30 protein-coding genes are annotated in these 26,628 nt (G+C 64.9%); 15 read left to right on the forward strand and 15 right to left on the reverse strand.

Annotated features, from left to right (window positions below; all coding sequences use genetic code 11):
- Both AC56LK_RS12065 and AC56LK_RS12070 read right to left on the reverse strand, forming a co-directional pair.
- Positions 1-768: a glutathione peroxidase gene (locus AC56LK_RS12065; RefSeq protein ID WP_497184754.1), complete on the reverse strand. Its 768-nt coding sequence runs from the start codon at positions 766-768 to the stop codon at positions 1-3.
- A 201-nt stretch (positions 769-969) separates the two neighbouring features.
- A complete protein-coding gene (locus AC56LK_RS12070; RefSeq protein ID WP_436106760.1) occupies positions 970-1,584 on the reverse strand; it encodes a winged helix-turn-helix domain-containing protein in 615 nt (204 codons plus the stop codon).
- A gap of 408 nt (positions 1,585-1,992) precedes the next feature.
- On the opposite strand from AC56LK_RS12070, the gene AC56LK_RS12075 reads away from it, so the two are divergent.
- Positions 1,993-3,021 (forward strand): OmpA family protein, encoded by a 1,029-nt coding sequence (locus tag AC56LK_RS12075; RefSeq protein ID WP_497184755.1) that lies wholly within the window; start codon positions 1,993-1,995, stop codon positions 3,019-3,021.
- A 77-nt stretch (positions 3,022-3,098) separates the two neighbouring features.
- Positions 3,099-4,049, forward strand: a complete 951-nt coding sequence (locus tag AC56LK_RS12080) for a YihY/virulence factor BrkB family protein (protein ID WP_497184756.1) — start codon at positions 3,099-3,101, stop codon at positions 4,047-4,049.
- 140 nt (positions 4,050-4,189) lie between these two features.
- Here AC56LK_RS12080 and AC56LK_RS12085 read toward each other — a convergent pair whose 3' ends face one another.
- The 3 genes from AC56LK_RS12085 to AC56LK_RS12095 all read right to left on the reverse strand — a co-directional run bounded on the left by AC56LK_RS12085 (position 4,190) and on the right by AC56LK_RS12095 (position 6,472).
- Positions 4,190-5,461, reverse strand: coding sequence for an AI-2E family transporter (locus AC56LK_RS12085; RefSeq protein ID WP_497184757.1), 1,272 nt, complete (start codon positions 5,459-5,461; stop codon positions 4,190-4,192).
- Positions 5,462-5,504: 43 nt separating this feature from the next.
- Positions 5,505-5,822, reverse strand: a complete 318-nt coding sequence (locus AC56LK_RS12090; protein ID WP_497184758.1) for a BON domain-containing protein — start codon at positions 5,820-5,822, stop codon at positions 5,505-5,507.
- 101 nt (positions 5,823-5,923) lie between these two features.
- Positions 5,924-6,472, reverse strand: coding sequence for a hypothetical protein (locus AC56LK_RS12095; RefSeq protein ID WP_497184759.1), 549 nt, complete (start codon positions 6,470-6,472; stop codon positions 5,924-5,926).
- A gap of 227 nt (positions 6,473-6,699) precedes the next feature.
- On the opposite strand from AC56LK_RS12095, the gene AC56LK_RS12100 reads away from it, so the two are divergent.
- Both AC56LK_RS12100 and AC56LK_RS12105 read left to right on the forward strand, forming a co-directional pair.
- Positions 6,700-7,164, forward strand: coding sequence for an outer membrane lipoprotein (locus AC56LK_RS12100; RefSeq protein ID WP_497184760.1), 465 nt, complete (start codon positions 6,700-6,702; stop codon positions 7,162-7,164).
- Positions 7,165-7,242: 78 nt separating this feature from the next.
- Positions 7,243-7,599 (forward strand): hypothetical protein, encoded by a 357-nt coding sequence (locus tag AC56LK_RS12105; RefSeq protein WP_497184761.1) that lies wholly within the window; start codon positions 7,243-7,245, stop codon positions 7,597-7,599.
- 18 nt (positions 7,600-7,617) lie between these two features.
- On the opposite strand, the gene AC56LK_RS12110 is transcribed toward AC56LK_RS12105, so the two are convergent.
- The 7 genes from AC56LK_RS12110 to AC56LK_RS12140 form a co-directional block, all read right to left on the reverse strand.
- Positions 7,618-8,157: a hypothetical protein gene (locus AC56LK_RS12110; RefSeq protein WP_497184762.1), complete on the reverse strand. Its 540-nt coding sequence runs from the start codon at positions 8,155-8,157 to the stop codon at positions 7,618-7,620.
- A 169-nt stretch (positions 8,158-8,326) separates the two neighbouring features.
- Complete coding sequence (locus AC56LK_RS12115) at positions 8,327-8,710, reverse strand: hypothetical protein (RefSeq protein WP_497184763.1); 384 nt, start codon at positions 8,708-8,710, stop codon at positions 8,327-8,329.
- A 24-nt stretch (positions 8,711-8,734) separates the two neighbouring features.
- The gene (locus tag AC56LK_RS12120) at positions 8,735-9,121 is read right to left on the reverse strand and encodes a phage holin family protein (protein WP_497184764.1); all 387 of its coding nucleotides are present in this window, start codon (positions 9,119-9,121) and stop codon (positions 8,735-8,737) included.
- Positions 9,122-9,140: 19 nt separating this feature from the next.
- Positions 9,141-9,494, reverse strand: a complete 354-nt coding sequence (locus AC56LK_RS12125; protein WP_497184765.1) for an ElaB/YgaM/YqjD family protein — start codon at positions 9,492-9,494, stop codon at positions 9,141-9,143.
- A gap of 42 nt (positions 9,495-9,536) precedes the next feature.
- Complete coding sequence (locus tag AC56LK_RS12130) at positions 9,537-10,070, reverse strand: ferritin-like domain-containing protein (RefSeq protein ID WP_497184766.1); 534 nt, start codon at positions 10,068-10,070, stop codon at positions 9,537-9,539.
- Between the two features lie 25 nt (positions 10,071-10,095).
- A complete protein-coding gene (locus AC56LK_RS12135) occupies positions 10,096-11,037 on the reverse strand; it encodes an OmpA family protein (RefSeq protein ID WP_497184767.1) in 942 nt (313 codons plus the stop codon).
- A gap of 81 nt (positions 11,038-11,118) precedes the next feature.
- Positions 11,119-11,511: a DUF4398 domain-containing protein gene (locus tag AC56LK_RS12140; RefSeq protein ID WP_497184768.1), complete on the reverse strand. Its 393-nt coding sequence runs from the start codon at positions 11,509-11,511 to the stop codon at positions 11,119-11,121.
- A gap of 193 nt (positions 11,512-11,704) precedes the next feature.
- Here AC56LK_RS12140 and AC56LK_RS12145 point away from each other — a divergent pair, with 193 nt between their 5' ends.
- The 3 genes from AC56LK_RS12145 (at position 11,705) to AC56LK_RS12155 (ending at position 14,439) form a co-directional block, all read left to right on the forward strand.
- On the forward strand, positions 11,705-13,780 hold the full coding sequence (locus AC56LK_RS12145; RefSeq protein WP_497184769.1) for an AsmA family protein: 2,076 nt from the start codon (positions 11,705-11,707) through the stop codon (positions 13,778-13,780).
- A 95-nt stretch (positions 13,781-13,875) separates the two neighbouring features.
- On the forward strand, positions 13,876-14,196 hold the full coding sequence (locus tag AC56LK_RS12150; protein WP_497184770.1) for a BON domain-containing protein: 321 nt from the start codon (positions 13,876-13,878) through the stop codon (positions 14,194-14,196).
- Positions 14,197-14,217: 21 nt separating this feature from the next.
- Positions 14,218-14,439 (forward strand): YMGG-like glycine zipper-containing protein, encoded by a 222-nt coding sequence (locus tag AC56LK_RS12155; RefSeq protein WP_497184771.1) that lies wholly within the window; start codon positions 14,218-14,220, stop codon positions 14,437-14,439.
- A 90-nt stretch (positions 14,440-14,529) separates the two neighbouring features.
- Here the strand turns inward: AC56LK_RS12155 and AC56LK_RS12160 are convergent, their stop codons facing one another.
- Positions 14,530-15,258 (reverse strand): Crp/Fnr family transcriptional regulator, encoded by a 729-nt coding sequence (locus tag AC56LK_RS12160; RefSeq protein WP_497184772.1) that lies wholly within the window; start codon positions 15,256-15,258, stop codon positions 14,530-14,532.
- A 219-nt stretch (positions 15,259-15,477) separates the two neighbouring features.
- On the opposite strand from AC56LK_RS12160, the gene AC56LK_RS12165 reads away from it, so the two are divergent.
- The 6 genes from AC56LK_RS12165 to AC56LK_RS12190 all read left to right on the forward strand — a co-directional run bounded on the left by AC56LK_RS12165 (position 15,478) and on the right by AC56LK_RS12190 (position 21,289).
- Entirely contained in the window at positions 15,478-16,257 is a 780-nt protein-coding gene (locus AC56LK_RS12165) for a glycine zipper 2TM domain-containing protein (RefSeq protein ID WP_497184773.1), read from the forward strand.
- 184 nt (positions 16,258-16,441) lie between these two features.
- Positions 16,442-16,669 carry a hypothetical protein gene (locus AC56LK_RS12170; protein ID WP_497184774.1) on the forward strand — a complete coding sequence of 76 codons (228 nt, stop codon included), beginning with the start codon at positions 16,442-16,444 and terminating at the stop codon, positions 16,667-16,669.
- A 105-nt stretch (positions 16,670-16,774) separates the two neighbouring features.
- Positions 16,775-16,921 carry a lmo0937 family membrane protein gene (locus AC56LK_RS12175; protein WP_020652694.1) on the forward strand — a complete coding sequence of 49 codons (147 nt, stop codon included), beginning with the start codon at positions 16,775-16,777 and terminating at the stop codon, positions 16,919-16,921.
- 110 nt (positions 16,922-17,031) lie between these two features.
- Complete coding sequence (locus tag AC56LK_RS12180; protein ID WP_497184775.1) at positions 17,032-17,700, forward strand: YiaD family glycine zipper/OmpA-like lipoprotein; 669 nt, start codon at positions 17,032-17,034, stop codon at positions 17,698-17,700.
- 327 nt (positions 17,701-18,027) lie between these two features.
- A complete protein-coding gene (locus AC56LK_RS12185; RefSeq protein ID WP_497184776.1) occupies positions 18,028-20,892 on the forward strand; it encodes a TonB-dependent receptor domain-containing protein in 2,865 nt (954 codons plus the stop codon).
- Positions 20,893-21,046: 154 nt separating this feature from the next.
- Positions 21,047-21,289: an NUDIX hydrolase gene (locus AC56LK_RS12190; RefSeq protein ID WP_497184777.1), complete on the forward strand. Its 243-nt coding sequence runs from the start codon at positions 21,047-21,049 to the stop codon at positions 21,287-21,289.
- A gap of 9 nt (positions 21,290-21,298) precedes the next feature.
- On the opposite strand, the gene AC56LK_RS12195 is transcribed toward AC56LK_RS12190, so the two are convergent.
- On the reverse strand, positions 21,299-22,135 hold the full coding sequence (locus AC56LK_RS12195; protein ID WP_497184778.1) for a branched-chain amino acid aminotransferase: 837 nt from the start codon (positions 22,133-22,135) through the stop codon (positions 21,299-21,301).
- Positions 22,136-22,261: 126 nt separating this feature from the next.
- Here AC56LK_RS12195 and AC56LK_RS12200 point away from each other — a divergent pair, with 126 nt between their 5' ends.
- Together AC56LK_RS12200 and cls are read left to right on the forward strand one after the other, a co-directional pair.
- Entirely contained in the window at positions 22,262-24,373 is a 2,112-nt protein-coding gene (locus AC56LK_RS12200) for a site-specific recombinase (protein ID WP_497184779.1), read from the forward strand.
- Positions 24,370-25,758 carry a cardiolipin synthase gene (gene cls / locus AC56LK_RS12205; protein ID WP_497184780.1) on the forward strand — a complete coding sequence of 463 codons (1,389 nt, stop codon included), beginning with the start codon at positions 24,370-24,372 and terminating at the stop codon, positions 25,756-25,758. Before AC56LK_RS12200 ends, cls begins: the two co-directional genes overlap by 4 nt.
- Here cls and AC56LK_RS12210 read toward each other — a convergent pair whose 3' ends face one another.
- Positions 25,759-26,595, reverse strand: a complete 837-nt coding sequence (locus AC56LK_RS12210; RefSeq protein WP_497184781.1) for a metallophosphoesterase family protein — start codon at positions 26,593-26,595, stop codon at positions 25,759-25,761.
- Positions 26,596-26,628 lie beyond the last annotated feature (33 nt).

Consider the following 26,628-nt stretch of genomic DNA (forward strand, 5'->3'; position numbering starts at 1 on the left):
TCAAGTTTCCCGTGACGATGCGAGCCAGTCCTGCACCTCGTCGGCGCCGCCGACCAGTTTGCCGCCGACGAAGACCTGCGGCCAGGTGAGGCGGCCGGTCAGGCCGCGCAGCACGCTGGTCGTGATCTTCTGGTCTTCCGATATATCGGTGAACACGATGCCATTCTCCTCCAGCTGCGCCTTGGCGCGCGCACAATGCGGACAGCCGGGCCGCGAGAACATGACGACCGGCTCGGGAATCTTCGCATCGGGGTTGATATGGCTCAGCATCGTGTCGGCGTCCGAGACCTCGAACGGGTCCCCTTCACGCTCCGGCTCGATGAAGATTTTGTCGATCACGCCGTCCTTGACCAGCATCGAGTAGCGCCACGAGCGCTTGCCGAAGCCGAGATCGCGCTTGTCGACCAGCATGCCCATGCCTTCGGTGAAGTCGCCATTCCCGTCCGGGATGACGGTAATGTTGGCGGCATCCTGCCCGGCCTTCCACTGGTTCATCACGAAGGCGTCGTTGACGGAGATACAGACGATGTCGTCCACGCCGTTCTGGCGCAGCACGGGCGCCAGCTCGTTGTAGCGCGGCAGGTGGGTCGAGGAGCAGGTCGGCGTGAAGGCCCCGGGCAGCGAGAACACGACCACGGTCTTGCCCTTGAACAGCTCATCGCTGCTGATGTCCTGCCACCGGTCGCCGGGGCGGGCCTTGAAAGTCACCCGCGGTACCGCCCTGCCCTGCAGGGCCTCGGCGGTCGGTAATGGTGCGCTGCTTGGCATCGGTCTTCCTTTCCTGAAGCGGCAGCCTCGGCCGCGTTGGGAGGGAGGTAAGGACTATTGAGCGGATTTCAACGCAACTGCTGCAAATAATTGTTCGCCTGAAAAAACAAAGCCGCGCCAAGGGCGCGGCTGAATGACGACAGCGATCGTCTGGACCGGCAGCTGCCGCGGGTCTCTACCGCGGCGGGCCGGGGCGCGCTATCAGGCGCGTTCCTTGGCGGTCTGGCCCGGTGGCGGGCCGAACAGTGCTGCGACCAGCGGATCGCGGGTGACCGGGCTGCGGTTCACGCGGATCGCATAGTGGGTGTCGTCCGCCAGGATGTGGAAGTGGCGGCCGCTGCCGGCCATGTTCTGCTCGCGCAGGCCCGGGCGCTCCTTGCGCGGGGCGGCGCCTTCGCGCTTCGGCTGGCAGATCGCGGCCAGGAAGGCCTTGACGCGGTCCTGGTCCGGGCAGATCTGGTACACGGCCTTGCCCAGGTAGGTGGCGGTGCCTTCGATGTAGCGGGCCAGTTCGATGACGCCGGCTTCGCGCAGGTCGCGGATGTACTTGCGGGCGCCCGACGGCGAGAACTTCAGGAACCAGGCGATTTCGTCGGCCAGCATTTCGTGGGTCGACAGTTCGTTGATCAGCTTCTGCATGTTTTCGATCCGGCGCTGGGTGGCCGAGGTCGAACGGACACGTTCGATCGGCGCCAGCGAAATCGGGGCGCGCTCGGTCGGCTGCGGGGGAACGCGTTCGATCAGCGCAGAGTTGCTGGAAGTGTGCACCGCGCCGATGTCGCCTTGCACCGCGTTGTGATGGGTCGTTGCATGCATATGGTGAGCTCCGTTATAGAGTGAGACTGTGTGGTCCGGGTCGCTGTGTGTCGTCTGACACCCTGACAACATCTCGGTTCCGCTTAACTGGCCTCAAGATTGCCTGCGTCAGCCCACCCGGTCTGTGCGCCATCCAACATTCGAGATCATTCCTGCAAGCATTTTTGATAAAGCCGCTGGCCTGATTTCTCCGGCAATGCGTCTTTCCCACCCTCAAAAAAAGCGCACCAAAACGGTGCGCACTGTTGAGCTCCTGTGACTTTCTTGTCACTGTTGTAAAATCGCACATGACAGACCCGCTAGGTGCGCTACCGCACCGAGATTGTGGAACTTGCACTGTTATTCTTTATCCAACATCTGTGTCAAGGCATGCGATGTCAACAACCCTTCACCTTATGGGAGTCACCTGTGAATAATACGAAGAAGATCGCCCTGGCCGCTGCACTGCTGTGCATGGCTGGCACCACCATGGCCCAAGAAATCAATCCGTCGTGGTATATCCAGCCGAGCGCAATCCTGGCCAAGCCGGACGCACGCATGGGCGTGGCGGACCGTGACTGGGGCGGCGGCCTGAAGTTCGGCAAGGCCGTGGCGCCTATGTGGGACATCCAGTTCGGCGGCAGCCAGGTCCGCTTCGAAGACGGTCCTGCACGCTACCGCCAGACCCTGCTGGGCGCCGACGCCCTGCTGATGTTCTCGCGCAGCGACTTCCGTCCCTTCGTCCTCCTCGGCCTGGGCCTCGAACGCGACAAGGTGCAGAACCCGCTGCGCAATGTCGGCAAGAACTCCCCTTACCTGACCGCCGGCATCGGTTACCAGGCGACGCTGACCCCGCAGTGGTCGCTGCAGTTCGACGTGCGCGCCGTGCGCGGTTTCCTGCGTGACCACGAACAGTTCGGCACCCGCCGCATCAACAACAAGTACATGAGCATCGGCCTGAACTACGCGTTCAACCCGCCGCCAGTGGCCGCCGCACCGGCCCCGGCACCGGCTCCGGTCATGGAAGCCCCGGCTCCGGCCCCGGCACCGGTCGCACCTCCGCCACCGCCGGCACGCTTCGAGAAGGTCACCCTGGAAGCGACCAAGCTGTTCGAGTTCGACAGGTCCGACCTCATCATGCCGTCGCCGAAACTGGACGAGATCGCAGCCGCCCTGCAAGCCGACACCAGCATCACCGACGTCGACGTCACCGGCTACACCGACCGCCTGGGCTCGGAAAAGTACAACCTGAAGCTGTCGGAGCGCCGCGCCAATTCCGTGCGTGACTACCTGGTCAGCAAGGGCGTGGACGGCAACCGCCTGAAGGCCTACGGCAAGGGCGAAGCCAACCCGCTGGTCCAGTGCACCGAGAAGAACCGCAAGGCCCTGATCGACTGCCTGGAGCCGAACCGCCGCGTCGAAGTCGAACAGATCACCGTCGAGAAGCGCGTTCAATAAGCTAACGGTATAGCGGAGCATCACGCACCGTGTGAATCGAGGGGGCTGCGGCCCCCTTTTCAATTGGAGGATGGGACATGGCTGTCAAAGATTGGCTACCGTATTCACGCCAGCTGGCGGACGTGATGCGCTGCGCGGTGATGGAGTGGCTGGACCATCGCGCTTCCAGCAAGGGCGCCGCGCTCGCCTTCTACACCCTGTTTTCGCTGGCGCCGGTACTGGTGCTGGTGATCGCCGTCGCCGGCTTCTTCTACGGCGCCGAAGCGGCCCAGGGCCAGTTGCTGACGCAGTTGCGCGGCCTCGTCGGGCCACAGGGGGCCGAGACGATCCAGACCATCCTGGCCGGGGCCCGCAACAAGGACAGCGGCTTCTTCGCCACCATCGTGGCGACCGTGCTGTTGCTGATCGGCGCGACCACCGTCTTTTCCGAGCTGAAGGACAGCCTGGACGAGATCTGGAACGTGCCTCCGCCAAAGAACGCCGGCTTCTGGAACCTGGTGCGCACCCGCCTGCTTTCCTTCGGCCTGATCCTGGTGCTCGGCTTCCTGCTGATGGTGTCGCTGGTGGTCAGCGCCGCGCTGGCGGTGGTCGAAGAGTACATCGGCGGCATGTGGAAGGAAGCGGCCGTCATCATGGGATGGGTCGCCTGGGCGGTCAGCTTCCTGGTCATCGCCACCCTGTTCGGCGTGATCTACAAGCTGCTGCCGCGCATCAAGCTGTCCTGGCATGACGTCATCATCGGCGCGCTCGGTACGGCGGCGATGTTCACGCTCGGGAAATTCGGCATCGGACTCTACATCGGCAACAGCGGCACCGCCGACAGCTTCGGTGCGGCCGGCTCGCTGATCGCCTTGCTGCTGTGGGTTTATTACTCGGCGCAGATCTTCTTCCTCGGGGCCGAGTTCGCCCGCCAGTATGCCCTCAAGATGGGTAGCCTGAAGCACAAGCCGAAGGAGGAAACCGGGGACAAGAAGAAGGATGAGCCGCCCCAGCCGAGCGCCACCTGGAAGAACGGCCGCGCCAGCTGACTGTAGGGTGGGCGGGGGAAAACAGTCCAGTGGATTGTTTTCCCGCCCACGCGGTGATAGCTGTAGGTTGACATACCGCGACTGCGCTGGCGTCCGTTGACCGCGTGGGCGGCATAGCCGCCCACGCTACGGTAATCCTGCTACTCGCCCAGCAGTTCCGCCAGCACTTCCATCCCCTCGACCCGCTCGGCCACCACCTTCAGCACCACCACCACCGGCACGCCGAGCAGCAGTCCCCACATCCCCCACAGCCAGCCCCAGAACAGCAGGCTCACGAACACGGCCGCCGGGTTCATCTTGGCGATCTTGCCGGTCATCCAGGTCGTCACGACCATGCCCACCAGGGTCGCGATCCCGAGCGAAGAACCGGCCACCAGGATGACCATGCGCAGCGATTCGAACTGGAAGAAGGCCACCGCCCCGGTCGCGATGGTGATCAGGAGCGGCCCGAAATACGGGATGACGTGGGCGACGCCGGCAAAGGCGGCCCAGGCGCCGGCATTCTCGAGACCGATGTAGCGCAGCGCCGCCCAGGTCAGCAGGGCCAGCAAGACATTGGTCACCAGCAGCATGAACATGTAGTTCTGGATCGCGTTGTTCATGTCGTCCAGGATGTGCACGGTCACTTTCTTGCGCGTCAGCGAAGGGCCGGTCAGCTTGACCAGCTTGCGCTTGAAGGTGTCGCCGGCGAGCAGCAGGAAGAACACCAGGAACACCACCATGGTCGCCTGCGACAGGAAGGTCGCCAGGCTCACCGAGCCGGCCAGCACCCAGTCCATCACGCGGATGCTGCTGCCGGTGGCGGGCGCCGGCGGCACGTTCTGGGTGCGCTTCTGGATGGCGCGGCGCTGGTCGCCCCCGGTGGCGTTGGAGGCGGCGCGTTCGATCTCGGCAGCCGCCGCCTGGACCTGCTGGATGGTCGAGCGCTGGCCGCTGCTGTTGGTCAGGATGCGCGTGACCTTGGTCGTGAGGGTCGGCAGTTCGTCGATGATGTTGAAGAATTCGTCCTGCAGCCGGTACAGGGTGCCGCCCATCGCGCCCAGGATGAGCACGGTCACCAGGGTGGCGCCGATGACGCGGCGGACGTGCCAGCGTTCGAGCCAGCGCACCACCGGATTCAGGGTGTAGGCGATGAAGATGCCGAGCAGGAGCGGCACGAAGAATTTCTGCGCCCATTGCAGTGCGAAGATACAGGCAATGGTGGCGAGGATGCAGAGCGAGAGCCCGCGGGCATTGACGTGGATCGGCAGCCGCAGGCCGCCCGCGTGGATTGCGAGCTCGTCGCCTGCGTGCTCGATGTCGGCGCCGGGTCCCTGCTGGACCGGCGCCACCGGGACGGTATTGTCAGGCACGTCTGCAGCCTGGGCAGCTTGAGCAGCAGGTTCGGCTGGTTCGGATGGTGCAAGCTGCATGGATCGTGCCTTGACAAGGGAGCCGGGCCGCCCCGGTGCGGGATTACTTGACGCGGATGTCGTTCTTCACCGAGCTTACACCTTGTACGCCGCGTGCGATTTCCACGGCGCGCTGGGCGTCACGCGGTTCGGCCACGAAGCCGGACAGCTGGACGTCGCCCTTGTAGGTTTCGACGTTCACTTCGGTTGCCTTGACGGTCGGGTCGGCAGCGAAGGCGGCCTTCACCTTGGTGGTGATCACAGCGTCGTCGACGTACTCGCCGGCCGTCTTCGAGGTCGGGTTCGACGAAGCGCAGCCAACGGCGGTGAGGGCGACGGCGGCAGCGAAAGTGGCGGTGACGAGGCGTTGTGCGATTTTCATGATAGCTCCTTGATTAAAAACTGCGAAAGACTGCTGATGGTCAAACAACTAAAGAAGCCCGGTGCGGGCAAGTGGGCGGTACCGGCACGCCGGCCCGCAATTCATTTACGGAACGCGGTCTTGGCGGCGTTGACGCACTGGTCCTTGACGGCGCCGGCATAGGCGTCGCATTTCTCGATGGCGACACGGTATTCGGCAGCCAGCTTGTCCTCGCGTGCATCCTGGCGCGCTTCGATGCTCTTGCGGTCGGCCTTGGCGTCGGCCTGGGCGGCGATCAGGGTCGCCTTGGCCTGCTCCAGGCAGACGTCGCGGTCGTTGCCGGTCACGGCGGCGCAGCGCACCTTGTCGCGGTCGAAGTTCGCCGACGCGATGCGCATGCGGGCCTGGGTATAGGCCGACAAGGTGTTCTTGTAGGCGGCTTCCGCTTCTTCCTCGACCCGCACGCGCGCCGCACGGGCTTCGGCCATGCACAGGTCGTGCGGGTTGCCGGCGATCTGGTCGCACCTGGCCTTGGCCCCCTTGTAGTTCACCTCGGCCGTGGCCTTGGCTTGTTCGTACACGGTCTTTGCGTCCGGCAGCACCTGTGCTCGCGCCGAACCGGCCCAGGCGAGCGCGGCGCCGATGAGCAGGAAAGCATGGGATGTTTTCATTTTTTATTCTCCATTTGTCAACACGCTAATGACGTTTTACACGTGGCTGGACGAGGTATCTGTTCGGTGCCGAACACATCAGCCATACAACAACAGGGCTGCAACAACTCATCGGTATACGAAGCACCCGCGCGGCTCGATACGCTGGGCAAGGACCGTTAGTCAACGCACAGACCCCTTACGCGGCAGTGACTAAGCTGGCATCATACTTTTGTCAGGAGAACAACATGAACGCAACCCGTACCCTTGCTGTTGCTGTGCTGGCTTCGAGCGCCCTCCTCACCGGCTGCGCGAGTACTTCGTCGGATCCTTACGCGCAAAACAATGGCTACAATAGTGGCTACAACAACGTCTCGATGGGCTACGGCACGATCGAGTCGATCCAGGTGGCGCAGGGCGGCAACCGCACCAGCGGCGCCGGCGCCATCCTGGGCGGCGTGGTCGGTGCACTGGCCGGCAACCAGGTCGGCAGCGGCAGCGGCCGCACCGCGGCCACCGTCGCGGGCGGCGTGGCTGGCGCGGCGGTCGGCAACAGCGTCGAGCGTAACCGCCAGGCCGGCGGTGCCGAGGCGTACCAGATCAACGTGCGCATGGATAACGGCGAGTACCGCACCGTGACCCAGGACAGCGTCTACGACCTGCGCGTGGGTAACCGCGTGCGCATCGTCGACGGCCGCGTCTACCGCTATTGATCGTTCGCTGGCCGCGAACGGGGGAAAGGCGGACAGCCGACCGTTCGCGGCCATCCTGGTTTCTCGTTGGAGGACAGCATGCGACATCTATCCACCGTGTTGCGCGGGGCATGTGCCTGCCTGCTCGGTACTACCCTGCTTGCCCACGCCCAGACCAGCAGCGACGCCCTCGTCGATCCCGTCGCCGCCAGGCAGCAGGCCCGCGAGATCGCCCAAGGCGACCCGGCGCGCTGGTACCGTGAAGATACGAGCCGCCAGGCCCGGCTGCGTAGCCTGCACAAGGAAATCGGTGCGGCCTTGCAGGAAGCGAAGAATGCCTGCAAGAAGGTGACGGCTGCCGAGCGCAGCACCTGCCTGCAGGCGGCCCGCGCAAGCTACCAACGCGATATGGCGCAAGCCAAGGCGCAGGTGGATGGCCAGGGGCAAACGCCCTGAGCCGTCCGGAAACGCCCGTCAGCCCTTTTCCTTGTTGATCTGCTGCAGCAGCTTGAATGCTTCGCGCTCGATCATCGGTTCAGCATCTGCAAGCTCCTTGCTCGCCTTGACATAGGCAGCCCGCTTGCGCTCCTTCTTTTCTTCCGGCGGCACCACCGGCTTCATGCCGGGCATCATGATCTGCGAGCCGCTGTTGTACTTCTTGTGGATGACCTGCTTGCCGTAAGGGGTCTGGTAGAAGCGGGTCATCTCGGTCGCGGTATCGGCGGAAATCACCTGGCTCAGGGGTGCCGCCAGGCGCTGGTACACCAGCGCCGGCGGCGTTCTGTCGAGCTTGGCAAACACGGCCTTGCGCTGCGCTTCACTCTGGTAGCGGCTGCGCGCGGCAACGCCGCGCACGACCTTTTCGACCTGCATGGCGCCAAGCAGGTCCTGCACGGCTTTTACGTGCGCGGGACCGGACACCGCGGCTGATGCCGCCGGCGCCGTGCTCGCGGCGAATGCAGGGCTGACGAAGACCAGCGAAAGACCCAATGCGGCCTGGACTACAAACTTCATGGCTTCCCTTTCGGATGTGGATGTCGAATCAGTGTACGGAATTTTCTGTTCTCACAGCAAGCACTCAATATCCAGGCGCCTTGGGCACAAAAAAAACGGCGTGCAATCAATGATTGCGACGCCGCTCAAGCCCCACCATATTCTGTCGTGTTGCTGTTATCCGGCTGCTTCAGGCTTGTCCCGCCTGCGCACGCCGCTTATGTACATACCACCCGACGACACCGAGCAAAATTGCGGCAGCGCCAGCCTGCTTGCCGAGTCGGCGATGGCGGATAAAGTCGAATGCCGCCATACCGTAGGGCATGAGCGCCGACACATTGGTGCCGGTCGGCCGCAACAAGGCATCGGCTCGCACGCGCAGCGCATGGGTTGCGTGGTCGAGTGCACCATGCAGCATCACGTCGGGCCGCGCCGCATGCCGGATCTGTGCCCGCGCCTGCGCCACACTCGTGCGGAAATACTCGCCTTCGCGCAGCAGTTCCTGCTTGCGCTTGACCGGATCGATGCTGTGCTTGTGGCCGGCCAATCCGGTCGTTCCATCTTCATTGTGCATGTTTCCCCTCCTTCGTGTCGCCGCTTAGCGCAGCATGTCGCGGTCGTTCTTCAGTTCCTTCATGGTTGCCGGGAAGGAGAGCTTGTCCTGCTTCAGCAGCGCCAGGCCCTTCGCCACCAGGATGCCCGTGATGACCAGGAAGACGACGAACAGGATCAGCAGGATCTTCCAGCCCATCTCGTCCCATGCCAGCGCGACGATGGTGGCGGTGCCGTAGGCGATGGCGAACCAGATCGCCAGCACGGCCGCACCGAACAGGGCCACCAGCTCGATCAGGTGGTTGCGCACCTCGGACAGTTCGAGCGCGGCCAGTTCGACACGCGACACGGCCAGGCCGAACAGGCTCTTCATCAGGCTCGAGATCCCGCCCATGAGGCCGGGGTTGTGCACGACGGTGTCGTCATTTTGCATGGCAATCCCCCGGCGGCGCTTATTGCTTACGGCTGAGGAGGACGCCGAGCAGCACGCCCACGCCGGCGGCGACCGCCAGGATGCGGTAGGGGTTGTCCTTCACGTAGACATCGGCCTCGTGCGCCAGTTCGCGGCCCCGTTCCATGGCCTCGTCCTGGTAGTGGCCGGCGCGGCCGAGGGCGCGGTCGAGCAGTTCCATGCCGCGGCTGCGCAGCTCCTCGGCCTTGTCGCCCGTGAGTGCGGCGGCGGCGCTCAGCATCGACTGGGCGTCGCGCACCAGCGCCTTGACATCCGACGATGCCTCGGATGCCTTGCTGTCGAACTGGTGGGCATGGGCCTGGGACTTGTAGGTGCTGCGGGTGGTGTCGTACATGGTCTACTCCGTAGTGTTGTGGTTGTTGGATGATGCCTGTCTTCAGGCAAGCAGGTCGCGCATGTCGTCCGCGTGTTCTTCTTCGACCGACATGATGTCGACCAGCAGCGCGCGCGTGGTCGGGTCCTTGTCGCCGATCGCCAGGATCATCTGGCGGTAGGACTCGATCGCCACGCGTTCGGCGATCAGGTCGGCGCGGATCATCGCCTGCACGTCGTCGGAATCGTCGTACTCGGCATGGCTGCGCGCGGTCAGCGTGGCCGGGTTGAAGTTGGGCGATCCGTTCAGCTGCACGATGCGCTCGGCGATGCGGTCGGCGTGGTCTTGCTCCTGCTGGGCGTGCTCGAGGAACTCGGCCTTGATGTGGCCGGTGTTCGGTCCGCTGACCGTGTAGTAATGGCGCTTGTAGCGCAGGATGCACAGCAGTTCGGTGGCCAGCGCGTCGTTGAGCATCGCGATGACCGCCTCGCGGTCGGCCTGGTAACCCTCGGTGACGGCGCCGTCATCGAGGTTGGCCGCCGCGCGGCGGATCGCCGCGACGTCGAAACCATGCGCCAGGTGTTTCGTTTCTTCCATGACTGTTCCTCTTTCAAATTCCGGCTCAGCGCCCCGTGCTGCGCGGCGGGATCTGCGCATTCTCGTTCGACAGCACGATCTCGACACGGCGGTTGCGCTGGCGGTTGGACGCGGTATCGTTCGGTGCCACCGGGAAGGCCTCGCCGTAGGCCTTCATGGCGATGCGGTCACGCGGCACACCCAGCGAGCCCAGCGCCGAGGCCACGGCTTCGGCACGGCGCTGCGACAGTTCCTGGTTGTGCGAGGAGCTGCCGGTACTATCCGTAAACCCTTCGACCAGCACGGTACGGTTCGGGTTCTGCGCCATGACGTCGGCCAGTTTGCGCAAGGTCGACATCCCATTCGGCGTCAGGCTGGCCTGGTTGGTCGCGAACAGCACGTCGCCGATCGTCACGATATAGCCGCGCTCGGTCTTGACGGCCTGCAGCTCGACCAGCAGCGCTTCCAGCACGGCGGCGCGCTGGGTCAGGGCGGCGTTCTGCTCCTGGGCGGCGGCGGCCTGCATCTGGGCCGTCTGGGCCTGCTGCTGGGCGGCCTGGGCCTGCATCTGGGCCTGGGCGGCCTGGGTCTGGGCGGCTTCGGCCTCGCGCTTGGCGCGGTCGGCTTCCGCGGTACGGGCGGCCAGGCGGACCTGGTCGCGCTCGCGCGAGGCATTCGCGATGTCGGCTTCCGCCCCCTTGGCCTTGGCCACTTCCAGCGCGGTCGCGATGCGCTGCTTGGCCACGTAGGCAAGGCGGTCGACGTCGTTCAGGCTTTCGCGGCGCGCGGCCGCGGCATTGGCCTGGTCGAGGGCATCGCTGGCCTGCTTGAATTCGAGCGGTGCGTACTGGGACACCTGGGGGTTATTGTTTGCGGCAACGAAATCGGCGCGCGCCTGGTCCAGCGTCGGCGTCGTCATCGGGGCGGTGGCGCAGGCCGTGGCCAGCACGGCGGCGGCCAGCAGCGACATCGTGGAACGGGTTTTCATGTGCTTGTCCTTTTTCCTGGGCGCCGCGTCCAGCGCGGCGGTCAACGAAGGGAACTTCTTCTTGGATCCGGTGCCGCTTGCTTACTGCTGGTTGGCGCGGTCGACTTCCTGGCGCAGTACGCGCAGGTCTTCGTCCAGGGCATTGGCGGCGGCGGTGGCCTTGGCCGAATTGGCCTTGCTCTGCGCCAGCTTGGCGTCGGCCTGGGCCTGGATCGCCAGCTCACGGGCCAGCTTGTAGTCCTTGGCGGCCAGCGCCTGGTTGGCGCGCATCATCTTGTCGCGTGCGATCGTGATCTCCGCCGGGGCCAGTTCGGCGGCGCCGGCCGAGACCGCGTTCTCCACCGCATTGCGCGAGACCGCGACGTCGGCGGTGGCGGGCGCCTGCTGCGGGCTGGTGCAGGCGGCCAGGGCCAGCATGCCGGCCGCGGCAGCCACCGACGTCAACAGACGGCTCATCGTATGTTCTTGGTCCATTGCTTCTTCTCCTGTTGATGAGGAAATGTCCTTGATAACGTTATAAACCTGTTATGCCCTGCCTTCGGTTCGCTGCCGCACATTGCCCGGCCCGCAGCGCTCTGCTCAATGGCAGAGCGTTAGGCAACGCACATTGGCGCCGTCCGCCTTTGCGCTAAGCTGGACTGAACCCACCTACCAGCGAAAGTCCGCCATGGCCGAGACCGACAAGCAGGCGGCGCCGGGCCGTCATCCGGCGCGCCGCAAGACCCTGATCCTGAGCATACTTGGCATCCTGGTCGCCATCCCGGTGATCGCGATCGTCTTCATCCTCACCTTCGACTGGAACCGCGCCCGCCCCTGGATCAACACCCGGGTCAGCGAAGCCATCGAGCGTCCCTTCGAGATCCGCGGCAACCTGCACGTCGAATGGGAGCGCCCCGCCGAGACCATGGCGCCCTCCGAGCGTACCTGGCGCGACCACATTCCCTGGCCGCACCTGATCGCCAACGATACCCACATCGGCAACCCGGCCGGCATGCCGGCGCAGGACTCGGGCAGCGCGCGCCAGTTCTCGTTCTCGCTGAATCCCTTCGCCCTGCTCTCGCGTACCATCAACATCCCGCTGCTGCGCTTCGACGGCCCGCGCGTCGACCTGCTGCGCCTCGACGAGCAGCGCAACAACTGGACGTTCAAGAAGAAGGAAGAGAAGTCGCGCTGGACGCTCGACCTCGAGCGCGTGGTGCTGACCGACGGAATCGTGCACATCAAGGATGCGGTGACCAAGGCCGACGTGACGGCGCGCGTGCGCACGCTGGAGCGCGACCCGCGCTACGGCGTCGGCTGGACCCTCGACGGCACTTATAACGGCGCCAAGGTCGAGGGCGGCGGTAAGGCCGGCGCGGTGCTGTCGCTCAAGCAGCAGGCCACGCCCTACCCGATCCAGGCCGATATGCGCTCGGGCAAGACCCGGATCGCGGTCGAGGGCACGGTGACGCGTCCGTCCAGGCTGGCGGCGCTCGACCTCAAGCTCGAGCTGGCCGGCCCCAGCATGGACCAGCTGTACAACTTCACCGGCGTGGTGCTGCCGACCACCGGACCGTTCTCGACCTCGGGGCGCCTGACCGGCACCCTGGGCGAGGAACGCGAAGGCAAGCGTTCGGCACGCTGGGTGTACGACGGCTTCAAGGGCAAGGTCGGCTCCTCGGACATCGGCGGGCGCCTCGAGTACGCCACCGGCGGGGTTCGGCCCAAGCTGTCGGGCAAGGTCCGCTCGCAGAAGCTGGTGTTCACCGACCTGGCGCCGCTGATCGGCGCCGATTCCAACGCCGCCAAGAAAGAGCGCAATGCCGACGCGCTGCAGCCGAGCGGCAAGGTGTTGCCGGTCGAAGAATTCAAGACGGAACGCTGGAACAAGCTGGATGCCGACGTGCACTTCGCCGCCGACCGCATCATCCGCGATACGGCCTTCCCGATCAGCAAGCTGTCGACCCACCTGAAGATGAACAACGCGGTGCTGAACCTTGAGCCGCTGGAGTTCGCGATGGCGGGCGGCACGGTCCGCTCGAACATCCGCCTCGACGGCCGCGGCCGCACAGGACCGAAGGCCATCAAGGCCCAGGCCAAGGTCACCGCGCGCAAGATCGAGATCAAGAAACTGTTCCCGAAGATCGAGCAGCTGCAGGCTTCGGTCGGCAGCATCAGCGGCGACGCCAACCTCACCGCCCAGGGCAATTCGGTGGCGAGCCTGCTGGCGGGCTCGAACGGCGAACTGAAGACCCTGATTAACCAAGGCCAGGTGAGCAAGATGCTGCTGGAAATGATGGGCCTGAACGTGGCCAACGTCGTCATCACCAAGCTGTTCGGCGACAAGCAGGTGCAGCTCAACTGCATGGCCACCGATTTCGCCGTCACCAACGGCATCGCGCGCACCCGCTACTTCGTGGTGGACACGGACGAGGCCCTGATCAACGTCGCCGGCACCATCAACCTGGCCAATGAACAGCTGGACATGCGCATCGATCCGAAGACCAAGGGCTTGCGCCTGTTCTCGCTGCGCTCGCCGTTCTACGTGCGCGGACCCTTCAGCCAACCGGACGTGTCGGTGGACAAGGGCGTGCTGGCGATGAAGGCCGGCAGCGCGATTGCGCTGGCCGCCGTCGCGCCGGTCGCTGCCCTGCTTCCGCTGATCAATACCGGGCCGGGCGAGAACAGCGACTGCGCGCGGCTGCTGGCGCAGTCCCGTGAAAAGCCGAGCGCCCCGCCGCCTGGCAAGACCCAGCGGCCTTGAGCTCGAGAATATTTTCGCGGCACTGTGAGTTGTCGAACATACCAGTTCCAGTGGAAACAATATCCTGTGTACATGGACTCGACGAACACTGCGGCATGAAGCAAAGAGGAAAGCAATTCGGTATCACCACCGCCCTCGCGCTCATGCTGGCCCTTGGCCAGGTCGCAGGATGTGCGATGTCGGGCGGCGGACCGGTGGCGCAAGCCATCGACGATGCCACCATCACCGCCGGCGTCAGGACTGCCCTCGGGCGCGATCCTTCGCTGAAGGTGTCCGAACTCGTTGTCGAGACCGTGCAAGGCGTTGTGCAGCTGAGTGGATTCGTCAACTCGGCGGACAGTGTGGCGGCCGCGGCATCGGTTGCCCGGACCGTGAAGGGCGTGAAATCAGTCAGGAATGACCTGCGCTTGAAATAACCCACCGTAAAGGAGATCAACATGAAAACCATCAAACAACTGGTAGTGACCGCAACCCTGGCAACCGCCGCCCTCGGCCTGACCGGCTGCGCCGGCATGTCGCAGCAAGACAAGGCCACCGCGGTCGGCGCCGGCGCCGGTGCCGTGATCGGCGGCGCCCTGACCGGCGGCAGCGCAGTCGGCACCGTCGGCGGCGCAGCCGTGGGCGGCGTGGTCGGCAACCAGGTTGGCAAGACCAACTAAGACGATTTTTCTAGCAGCGACACAACCGAGCCTGGCGATGCCAGGCTCTTTTGTTTGTGGGGTATAGGGTGGAACGGCCTTGCTGTCCCCCTACAGCAAGCCAATGACCGGCTGGGTACCGGCTTCCTTGACGATCTCATAACAGGTGCACGACGCCGCCGCCAGACGGTCCGGGTCGAGGATCTCGATATTCCCGCGGCTGTAGTTGATCAGCCCCTGCTGCTGCAGCGCGCTGGCGGCCTTGGTGACGCCGACGCGGCGCACGCCGAGTGCATGCGCGAGGAATTCATGGGTCAGGTGGAATTTATCGGACTGCAGGCGGTCGCGCGTGACCAGCAGCGAGCGCGCCAGGCGCGCCTCCAGCACATGGAAGCGGCTGCAGACGGCGATCTGGATGGCCTGGGCCAGCAAGGTGTCCGTGTAGCGGTACAGCACGCGCTGCAGCGAGGGGTTGCGCGCCACCTCGATGCGGAAGCGCTTGCTGTCCATGCGGCTGGCGCTGCCGGCGCGCTGGACGATGGCGCGCACCTGGGCCGTATCGTGACCCAGCGCCACCGTGGCGCCGACCATGCCCTCGCGCCCGACCAGGCCGACCTCGAGCGTCATGCGGCCCTCGGCCACGCCCATCAGCGAGATCAGGCAATCGTGCGGAAAATAGATGTAGCGCAGCGGGTCGCCGGCCTCGGACAGCACCTCGCCGACGGCGACGGTCACCGGGTCGAGCAAGGGCAGGACCTGGGCCAGCTCCTGGGGCGGCAGAGCGGCCAGCAGGAGGTTGCTGTTGTGTTCGGCAATCGGCGGCGGTACGGCAAAGTTCATTGGATTCTCGTGTGAGGATTGCATGACCCAAACCGTCTGTCGGATACATTTGCAAACAATTTAAGTCAGCGTAACCGCGCCCCTCCGCCCTAGTATGTACGGTGACGCACGGAACCGCTTGTTGTTCCTGAGGACAATCTACTAATGAACAGGCCGCTCGTACCGCAATGCGACCACGCAGGATACGGGCCCGACAAGACCACGCCGAAAGGACGCACCATGAATACTTCCCCCAACCCATCCGCACGCGGACGCATGCACCCGCTGATGATCCTGGCCGCGCTCGCGGTCCTGCTGTTCTGCCTGGTCGGCACCGCCGCCATCCTGGGATGGATTCCGTCTTCCGTGGGCGGCAACAGCGAGCGCAAGCTGAACGAAGCCGACCGCATCGCGCTGGCCTCGACCCTGCCCCCGGGCGCACCGCAGCCGGGCATGCTCGCGGCCGCACCCGCCCAGCCGCTGGCGCCGGCCTACGTCCAGGCACCGGACGGCTCCGGCTACGTGAACGCTGCGCCCCAGCAGGTGCAGCCGGCCGTGCCGGCCCAGTCCTATGCGCCGGCGGCCGGCTATGCCGTGGCGCCGGCCCGCGTCTATGAAGAACCGGTCAGCAAGCCGTCCAGGAAGGCCGTCCAGGTAGCGGCCGCCGACACCGGCCGCAACTGGTGCTCGAATTGCGGCAACGTGGAATCGGTCCGCACCATCAAGCAGCGTGCGCAGGGCAGCGGCCTGGGCGCGGCCGGCGGCGCCGTCATCGGCGGCCTGCTGGGCAACCAGATCGGCGACGGCACCGGCCGCACCATCGCCACCGCGGCGGGCGCCATCGGCGGCGCCGTGGTCGGCAACCAGGTCGAAGGCAATATGAAGGCCACCACCAGCTACGAAATCCGCGTCCGCCTCGACGACGGCACACTGCGCACCTTCCGCCAAAGCAGCGCGCCGGCATGGCGCAGCGGTGACCGCGTGCGCATCGTCAAGGGCCGCCTGCGCTCGGTTGCCTGAGTATTTCTCGCTCCCGTAAAGCCGGAGTACCGCAAGGATTCCGGCTTTGTATCATTTGAAAAACTTTCTTAGATGCAATGTGCGGCAGCGCACGGAATAATGGATGAGCTACCCCGACAATGGATCCACGCTAGCAAGTGCATGCGTACGGTGCAAAAAACAACCACTTCAGGGGGAACGCATCATGAACAGCATGGCATGGATCGGCATCATCGTTTGGGGCGTCGTCGTTGCAGCTTTCGGCCTGCTGTCGGCACACCCGCCGGGCGACACGGCGGCGGGCGGCCTGCAGCCGCAGGATGTGGTGTTCCTGGTGGCAGGCGGCCTGGTGACCTGCCTGATCGGGGTGACCGGCCTGCTGGGTTTCATGGGCTGGATCCCGGGCTTGCGCAAGGAAAGCGGCCACGCCTGATTTTTCATGTGCGATAAGTACGGCATCGTACAGAGGCCAGCAGTAGGCGGCGGCACACTGGAATCACGACGCCGAAGCGCGTGATTCCAGGGAAGGAGCATCATCATGCTGTACACAATTGCCGTTATACTCATTGTCTTGTGGCTGCTCGGACTGGTGACTTCGTACACCATCGGCGGCTTCATCCACATCCTGCTGGTCGTTGCCGTGATCATGATCCTGGTGCGCCTGATCAGTGGACGAGGAATATAGTTGTTGCAGTTTTTTCGCAAGACCCAATCCGTTTCGCAGTCGTGCCTGCATTCGATGTCGCGGGCATGACCGCGAAGCGGATTTTTGCTTTTTTTAAGGAGACCACCACCATGTATACCAAACTGACCAAATCCGTCATCGCCGCTTCCCTCGTTGCCTTCACCGCCACCGGCTGCGCCGACATGTCCGCGACCCAGCGCGGCACCGCGCAGGGCGCCGGCATCGGCGCCGCCCTGGGCGGCATCGTCGGCGCCAGCACCAGCGGCGGCGGCGGCAAGCGCACCGCAGGCGGCGCGGCAATCGGTGCCGCTGCCGGCGCCGTGATCGGCAACATCTGGTCCAAGCGCATGGAAGCACAGAAGCAGGCGATGGAACAGGCGACCCGCGGCACCGGGGTGCAGGTCAGCCAGACCTCGGACAACCGCCTGAAGCTCGACATCCCGAGCGACGTCTCGTTCGATACCGGCCGTGCCGACATCAAGTCGAACTTCCAGCCGGTGCTCGACCGCTTCGCCTCCACGCTGCAGGAAAACCCGGCCACCACCGTGGTCATCATCGGTCACACCGACAATACCGGCACCGATTCGATCAACCAGCCGCTGTCGGTCGACCGCGCGGCGCGCACCCGCGACTACCTCGCCAACCGCGGCGTGAACCCGAACCGCGTCACGATCGAAGGCCGCGGCTCGCGCGAACCGATCGCGTCGAACAGCGACGCCTCGAGCCGCGCACGCAACCGCCGCGTCGAAATCTACGTCGCGGAACGCGGTCAAGGCTGATCGGGGCGAACCAGGGTGTGAGAATTCACACCCCGTCTATACGAGGGCCGGGTTTCCCGGCCCTTTTTCTTTGTCAATGAATTAGTTTTTCTTATTCATATTTACAAAATCCATAAGCCTACCGCTGTTTTCCATACCTAGCACTCATGGGTGTCGCAATTATCAAACAATTTACCAATCCGATTTGACTTTTGTCTAGCTGAAATGCTTTGATGTCGCCCTCCAGTGAATATTCACGAATATTCACAGTGCGGAGATGTGATCAACAAGGTAAGACGCCGCCCCGCTCGCGGACCGCGGTTGTGTTTCAGAAGTTTCGGAGATATTTTGTCTAAGCAGCAGCAACTCGTAGTAAAGCGCAGCGTCATCGCTGTCGCCGTGGCACTGGCCTCGACCAGCGCCGCATTTGCCCAGCAAGCCGCGGAAGCCTCGGTCCAGAAAGTCTTTGTGACCGGTTCCAACATCAAGCGCGCCGACAAGGAAGGTTCGTCGCCGGTCGCCACCATCAATGCCAAGCAGATCGCCGCCACCGGCGCCAACACCGTGTCGGAACTGCTGCACTCGATCCCGGCCTTCGGCTCGGGCACCTCGAACGACATCACCGACGGCAGCTTCTCGAAGGGCGCCTCGACCGCCTCGCTGCGCGGCCTCGGTTCCTCGTCGACCCTGATCCTGCTGAACGGCCGCCGCATCACCGCCTCGGCCTACGCCGACCCGAACCAGGGCAAGTCGGCCGTGTACGACCTGAACACGATCCCGGTCTCGGCGATCGAACGCGTCGAGATCTTCAAGGACGGCGCCTCGGCCGTCTACGGCTCCGATGCGATCGCAGGCGTGATCAACTTCATCACCAAGAGCAACTACCAGGGCAAGGAAATCACCGCCTCGGCCAGCGCCAACGACAACCTCGAGTTCGCACGCCGCAACGTGTCGGGCGTGTTCGGCTTCGGCGACCTGGAAGCGGACCGCTACAACGCCTTCCTGACCTTCGACCTGTCCTCGCGCGACCAGACCGGCATCCGCGATGCCCGCGACGTCAAGCAGCACATGTACGCCGACATCAACGCGCGCCTGAACGAATACGGCAGCTATCTGTCGAACCAGCCCTTCTTCTTCCGCGAGCGCACCGCCGGCGCGCGCAACTTCGCCACCACCCTGGCGACCGGCGCGGACATCATCAACCGTACCGGCTGCGATGCTTCGCAGCAGATCACCGGCAACCGCGACAAGCACAACCTGTCGGCCACCTCGATGCTGAACGGCCGCCGCTTCTGCAACTACGACGTCTGGAACAACTACGAGGCGCAGAGCAAGGGTAACGACGCCAACCTGCTGGGCAAGCTCGCCTTCCAGGTGACGCCGCACATCACCGCCTTCGTCGAAGCCGGCTACACCCGCACCGAGCGCGAATACGCCGGCAACTCCTCGACCATCCTGTCGACCTCGCCGACCACCGTGTTCCGCGCCAACGGCACCGCCAGCGACTACCAGCTGATCCTGCCGGCCGGCCATCCGGACAATCCATGGACCAGCTCGCGCGCGGCAGTCGGCTACCGCTTCACCGGCGTCGACGGCGGCTCGAAGAACGTCAACCAGTCGGGCCGCCTGCTGGCCGGCCTGAAGGGCAGCAGCGGCCGCTTCGACTGGGAAACCGCCCTGCTGCTGAACCGCAGCGAGCGTACCGAAACCATGAAGGGCATGCTGTACCGCCCGACCATCGACCGCATCGTCACCGAGGGCCGCACCCTGGCCCAGACCGCGGCTGACGCCGGCGCTGACCGCAACGTGGTGAACGAGGGCTATGCCCAGGTCAGCCAGTTCGACGCCAAGGCATCGACCACGATCGGCCAGCTGCCAGGGGGCGACATCGGCATGGCCTTCGGCGGCGAAATCCGCCAGGAGAAGCTGGCCCTGACCCCGGACTATGAAACGCAAGTCGGCAACATCATCGGCCTGGCCAACTCACTGGTCAACGGCAAGCGCATGGTCAAGTCGGCCTTCGTCGAACTGCGCACCCCGTTCACGAAGAACTTCGAAATGGACTTCGCCGGCCGCTACGACAAGTACCCGCTTGAATCCAGCTTCGTGCCGAAAGTCGGCGCCAAGTTCTTCGTCAACGACAAGCTGAGCTTCCGTTCGTCCTACGCCGAAGGCTTCCGCGCCCCGGCCCTGTCGCAGATCGCCGAAGGCGGCGTGCAGTCGTTCTCGACCGTCGTCGATACCGTGCGCTGCCCGGACGGCAAGAACCCGCTTCCAGGCGGCGACTCGGCCGATTGCTCGCGCCGCATTTCCTCGCGTTCGAAGGCCAACCCGGACCTGAAGCCGGAAACCTCGAAGAGCTTCTCGTTCGGCGCGATCATCGCCCCGACCCGCAACCTCGACATCCTGGTGGACTACTACAAGATCCGCAAGGAAGACGAAACCGCCCTGCTGTCGGCCGGCTACGTCATCGACCACCCGGACCTGTACCCGGGCCTGGCCATCCGTGACACCAACCCGGTGAACCAGCTGACCGGCGCCAACGGCCAGCCGGTCCCGGGCACCGGTCCGCTCACCGCCGTGAACCGCTACTACGTGAACCAGGGCGCAACCGAGACCTCGGGCCTGGACTTCGAAGTGGCGCACCGCCTGAACCTGGGCGACAAGGGCCGCCTGACCACCAGGTTCGACTGGTCCTACGCGCTGACTTTCAAGCGTTCGGAGCGTCCGGGCGAAGTGGAAGCCAACGTCGTCGGCACCGCCGGCGGCTATTCGGACTGGGCGATCACCGTGGGCGACATCCCGCGTCACCGCGCCAGCCTGTCGACCAACTGGTCGCGCGGCGTGCACTCGCTGACTGGTTCGGTGGACTTCGTCTCGCCGGTCTCGCTGCTGCGCCGTACCGACAACGACGTCACCTACCCGGTGCCCTACTGCCACTACGGCAAGGGCCAGCCGGCCGGCGCCTACAGCCTGGGCGGCCTCGAGAAGTTCAGCAACTGGGTGAGCGATTGCTCGGTGCCGGAATGGACCACGTTCAACGTCGCGTACTCGTACACCGGCTTCAAGAACTGGACCCTGTCGGCCAACATCAAGAACATCTTCGACACCGCGGCGCCCTACGACCCGCGTTACCCGACCGAGGGTTTCAACACCCAGCTGCACAATGCAATGGGCCGTTACTTCCGCGTGAGCGCGAACTACAAGTTCTGATCGAGCTGGTAGTTTGATGAAAGCCGCCTGGTGTGAACCGGGCGCTTTTTTTTTCGGCCGGACGCTATAGTGGCTGGGCGCCGCCGATCCGGGCGAGCGGGTACGCGCCGAACTGTGCGAGGAGACCGGCTTTCGCGGCCACGGCCTGCGCAAGGTGATCGCATTCTTCCCGAACCCCTCCTCGCTGACCGAGACGGTGCACTGCTACCTGGGCGAATACGGGGAGCGCGACCGCCAGGGCATAGGGGGCGGCAAGGAAGAGGAAGGCGAGGACATCGAGGTCCTCGAGATGGATGTGGACGAGGCCTTCAGGCAGGTCAAGGAAGGCGGCATCGTCGATGCCAAGACGGTGATCCTGCTGCAGTTCCTGCGCGAGGAACTGCAGCAAGCCACATGAGGACCCGCCTCAGGTGGTTTCGGTAAACGCCAGGTACAACTCGCGCGCACGGCGCGCCACCGGGCCCGCTTCCAGCGTACGGTCTTCGTAGCGGGTGCACGGCGTCACCTTGCCGTAGTTGCCGGTGCTGAAGATTTCGCGTGCCGTGACCAGCTCTTCCGGTCCGACGCTGCGCTCTTCCACGTGCACGCCTTCCGACCCCAAGAGCGCGATCACGCGCGCGCGGGTGATGCCGGCCAGGAAGGTCCCGTTCAGCTTCGGCGTCACCACGGCGCCGTCGGCGGCCACGATGAACAGGTTCGAGGAGGCGAACTCGGCGACGTTGCCGGCGGCATCGAGCACGATCGCCTGGTCGAAACCGCGCGCCTTGGCTTCGCGCATGGCGCGGGTCGAGTTGGCGTACAGGGCCGAAGCCTTGGCGTCAGTCGGCGCCATGGTCGGCTGCGGGCGGCGCATGGTCGACAGGCAGGCCGAGAAACCGGTAAAGGGCGGCAGCGGCGCGTCGAACAGCGTCAGCGCGAACTGGCTGGCCTCGGGCACCGGGATCAGGAAGCCCTCGGTGCCGAACACCAGCGGGCGGATGTAGAGCTCGGCGTCCGCCGGGAACTTCGCCACGCCTTCGCGCACCAGCGCTTCCATCTCGTCCACGCTCAGCGGGCAGCGCAGGCCCAGTTTCTCGCTCGATGCGATCACGCGCTCCAGGTGCGGGCGCAGATCGGGCAGCTTGCCGCGCATGGCGCGCGCGCCGTCGAAGACCGAGGAACCCAGCCACAGGCTGTGGTCCATCGCGCCGTACAGTGGAACATTGCCCTCAGTCCATTGGCCGTTGTAATAAGTCAGGTACATGCATCCCTCGTTTTCATATGACACAGCCCCTCAGTGTAACGCTTTCAGCGGGTTCATTGTTCGGTAGCGAACCATGGAATAACGATGCCTCGCGTACACTACGGCTTTCCAGAGTCAACAATGCCCATGCTTGCAATCCTAGAACGGATCGATCCCGACAGCGACCGCATCGACCTGCTGGTCGACCTGGTCGATTGCCTGCGCCCGCGTCACCGCTGGGTCTGGCAAAAGGCGGACGATCCGGCACAGGCCGTGCGCACCCTCACCCAGCTCCTCAAGGGAAATCCGGCGCAGGCCTGGGCCCTGCGGCGCTACATCACGACCCTGCTCGAGCAGCGCCGCCATACCAGCCTGTACAGCGACATCGGCATCCTCTCGAACGATGGTTTCGTTACCGAACTCAAGCGGCGGGTGACCTACCGCTTCCTGCCGCCCGCCCTGAACGACCTGTATCTGTCGGATGCGCTCGACCAGGTCCTGTACGACGAGGACGACCATGTTTGGATCCGCATGGTGCCGAATGCCGACTGGATGGAGCTGTTCGACGTCATCGCCGAGGCCCCGCCGCCCCAAGACGCAACGCCCGACCGCGCGCGCTACGTCACCCTGATGGGCCTGCTCGATGCGATCCGCACCCTGTCCTGCCGCATCTGCGCGCTGGGACTGGAACCGCGCCTGGTGCACAGCTACAGCGAGATCGAGGATTTCGACTCGCCCTTCCTGATGCAGAACATCGAGGTCAACCACTACCTCGACGAGTACGGGCGCTACCTCGACGGCAAGATCGAGCAGCCGGAGCCGGCCCGCCACCTGCTGGTAATGCTCGACCAGTGCACCGAGGTGGTGCTCAAGATCCGCCGCGGCGCACAGAGCAGCGGCACCAGCGTGGCACTGACCTATTTGCTGGTGGCCTTGCAGCAAAGCATCGACCGCCTGCACAAGCTGCTCTACCTGGTGGACGTCAGCGGCGAACTGCCGAGCGCGCCGTCGGTGGACCTGGAGGCGGTGGCCAGTTCGGTGGCGACGCCGGCCGGACTGGTGACCAGCGACCGCCGCCTGGCGGCCATCGCCCTGGCCGAAGAATTGATCGAGGCCCACAACACCAAGTACCGCGTGCGCGGCCTGCTGCGCGACAATGTCGACCTGCTGGCGCGCAACGTCACCGAGAATGCCAGCCGCACCGGCGAGCACTACATCGCCGAGACCCGGCGCGCCCTGCGCCATATGTTCGTGGCCGCCTCCGGCGCCGGCTTCATCGTCGGCTTCATGGCGATGTTCAAGATCATGCTGGGCTACCTGCACGCGGCCCCGCTGGTCGAGGCTTTCCTGTTCAGCATGAACTACTCGCTGGGCTTCATCCTGATCTACGTGCTGCATTTCACAGTGGCGACCAAGCAGCCGGCCATGACGGCCCAGCACATCGCCGCCTCGCTGCAGAAGGCGGACAACGGCCGCGGGCTCGACGTCGACAGCCTCGCCACCCTGGTCACCAAGGTGTTCCGGACCCAGATCGTCGCCGTGCTCGGCAACGTGGTCCTGGCCTTCCCGGTGGCCTGGCTGATCGCGGTCGGCTACAAGATGATCAACGGCAGCCACATGGTCGATCCGGCCAAGGCCCGGCACCTGCTGGCCGACATCGATCCCTTCCACGGTCCGGCCCTGTTCTACGCGGCGGTCGCCGGCGTCTGGCTGTTCGTGGCCGGCCTGATCTCCGGCTACTACGACAACAAGGCCCTGTACACCCGCATGGGCCAGCGCGTGCGCCAGCTGCGCGGCCTGCGCCGGCTGCTGGGCCGCGCGCGCCTCGAACGTTTTTCCGCCTACGTCGAAGACAACCTCGGCAGCCTGATGGGTAACTTCTTCTTCGGCCTCATGCTGGGCATGACCGGCTTCGTCGGCTTCCTGCTGGGCCTGCCGCTCGACATCCGCCACGTTACCTTTTCGACCGCGAACTTCGCCACGGCCCTGGTCGGCCTCGACTATGCGATGTCTTGGACCGCGATCGGCACTGCCTCGCTGGGGGTGGCCCTGATCGGCACGGTCAACCTGCTGGTCAGCTTCGGGCTGGCGCTGTGGGTGGCGATGCGCGCCCGCAAAATCCGTTTCAAGCGTGGCATCCTGCTGGTGCAGGCCCTCGGCCGGCGCCTGCTGACCGCACCGGTCGAATTCTTCCTCGGTCCCAAAGACCTTCCCCGGCTGGCCAACGACAGTGAACTCATCATGAGGGACACGAAATGAACAACAAGCGCCTGAGCAGCTTCCTGGCCTTCCTCGCCTTCGTCTGCGTGGTCGCCTCGTGCAAGACCCTGCCGAACGCCGACCACCTGCCCGAGAATCCGTCCAAGGCGACGCCGGCGGTGGCAACCCCGCGCGGCATGCTGGATACGAAACGGGCGGCCGAGCTCCTGCGCAAGCGCTGGGCCAATGCCTCGCCCGACCTGAAGCAGCTGGCGGTGCTGGAGGAACAGGCCACCGGCGCCCCCCTGATCCCCGGCAACAAGGTCACCCTGCTGTTCGACGGCCCGGCCACCATGCGCGACATGATGGCCGCCGTACGGGAGGCCAAGAACTCGATCAACCTGGAGACCTATATCTTCGACCAGGACCCGGTCGGCCTGCAGTTCGCCGAGCTCCTGATGGAAAAACAGCGCCAGGGCGTGGTCGTCAACATCATCGCCGACGGGGTCGGCACCCTGGCCACGCCCAAGGAATTCTTCGAGCGCCTGCGCGCGGCCGGCGTCAAGGTCCTGATCTTCAATCCGGTGAACCCGCTGCAGCGCCCCGGCACCTGGCAGCTGAACAACCGCGACCACCGCAAGATCATGGTGGTGGACGGCAAGATCGGCTTCACGGGCGGCATCAACATCAGCGAGACCTATGCCAACAGCTCGCTGTTCCGCTCACGCAAGAAGCCGAGCGCCGTCAACAGCGAGGAGGTCGGCTGGCGCGACACCCACATCCGCATCGAAGGTCCGGCCGTGGCCGCCCTGCAGTACGCCTTCATCGACAACTGGGTGCGCCAGGATGCGGGCGAACTGCCGCCGGCCGAGTACTTCCCGCGCCTGGCGCCGGCCGGCGACAAGGTGATGCGGGTGCTGGCCACGGCCCCGGACCGCGATTCGGAGATCTACAAGTCGCTGATGGTGGCGATGAACGAGGCCAAGAGCTCGATCCACATCACCTCGGCCTATTTCGTGCCCGACCAGCAGATCGTCGACGCCCTGGTCGCCGCGGCCAGGCGCGGGGTGGACGTCAAGCTGGTGCTGCCGGCCGTGTCGGACCATGACCTGATCATGTACGCCGGCCAGGCCTTCTACGACCAGCTCCTGAAGGGCGGCGTGAAGATCTACCAGCTGCAGGTGGCGGTGCTGCATGCCAAGACGGCGGTGATCGACGGCATCTGGTCGACCATCGGTTCGGCCAACATCGACCGGCGCAGCTTCATCCACAACTACGAGCTGAACGTGGTGGTGCTCGACCCGGCCTTCGGGCACGACATGGAGGCGGCCTTCAACGAAGACCTGCGCAGCTCCAAGCAGGTGACGCTGGAGGCGTGGCGCAACCGGCCGTGGAAGGACCGGCTGCGCGAATTCATGGGACGCCTGGCCGAATACTGGATCTGATTACAGCCCCGCCGCCATCAGGCCATCGTTGTGCGGGGTCCAGACATTCCCCGCGCGCAGGAACTTGTCGGTGTCGACCAGCTCGAAGTGCCCGTGCACCACGTCCCAGCCATAGCGGTCGATCTCGACCCTGTCCGGCTCGACCCGCAGCACATTGAAGGAATTCACCTCGCCGCGCCCGCGGGTGGAGGTCGCGGTGCCCGCCTGCACCACCAGCGCCGCATACTCGCTCATCTGGTAACGCGCCGCCGTGCTGCCCGCATGGCTGGCATGCATGTGGCCGCCCATCAGGATGTCGACCCCGCACTCCGAGAAGGCTTCGATCGCGCGCGGGGCGCGGTTGACCAGGTCCTGCTCCTCGAAATGGTCGGGCAGGTCGAAGGGGTGGTGGGCCACGATGATGCGCGTGACCGAGGGCGCTACCCCCGCCAGCTGCTTCCTTACCGTCGCCAGCTGGTCGCGGCTCACCTTGCCGTCCTTGATCGTGAACGAACGCGCCGTGTTGACGCCGACCACGGCGATCTCGTCGTCGAGGTAGAACGGGTCGAGGTCGTCCGTGATGTAGCGCTTGTAGCGGGCCAAAGGCTTCACGAAGCGGCGGAACACGTTGTACAGCGAGATGTCGTGGTTGCCCGGCACGATGATCTGCGGGCCCGGCAGCGTGTCGAGGTAGGCGCGCGCCTCCTCGAACTGTTCCGCCCTGGCGCGCTGGGTCAGGTCGCCCGAGACGACCAGCACGTCCGGATCGATGCGTTCGATCAGTTCGCGCAAGGGGGCGAGCAGCGTATGGTCGACGCGGCCGAAATGCAGGTCCGACAGGTGTACGAGTGTGCGCATCGCTTTCCCGGTTCTCTTGGTTGGATCAGTCCA

Source organism: Telluria sp. ZB4P36 (genome assembly GCF_059685865.1).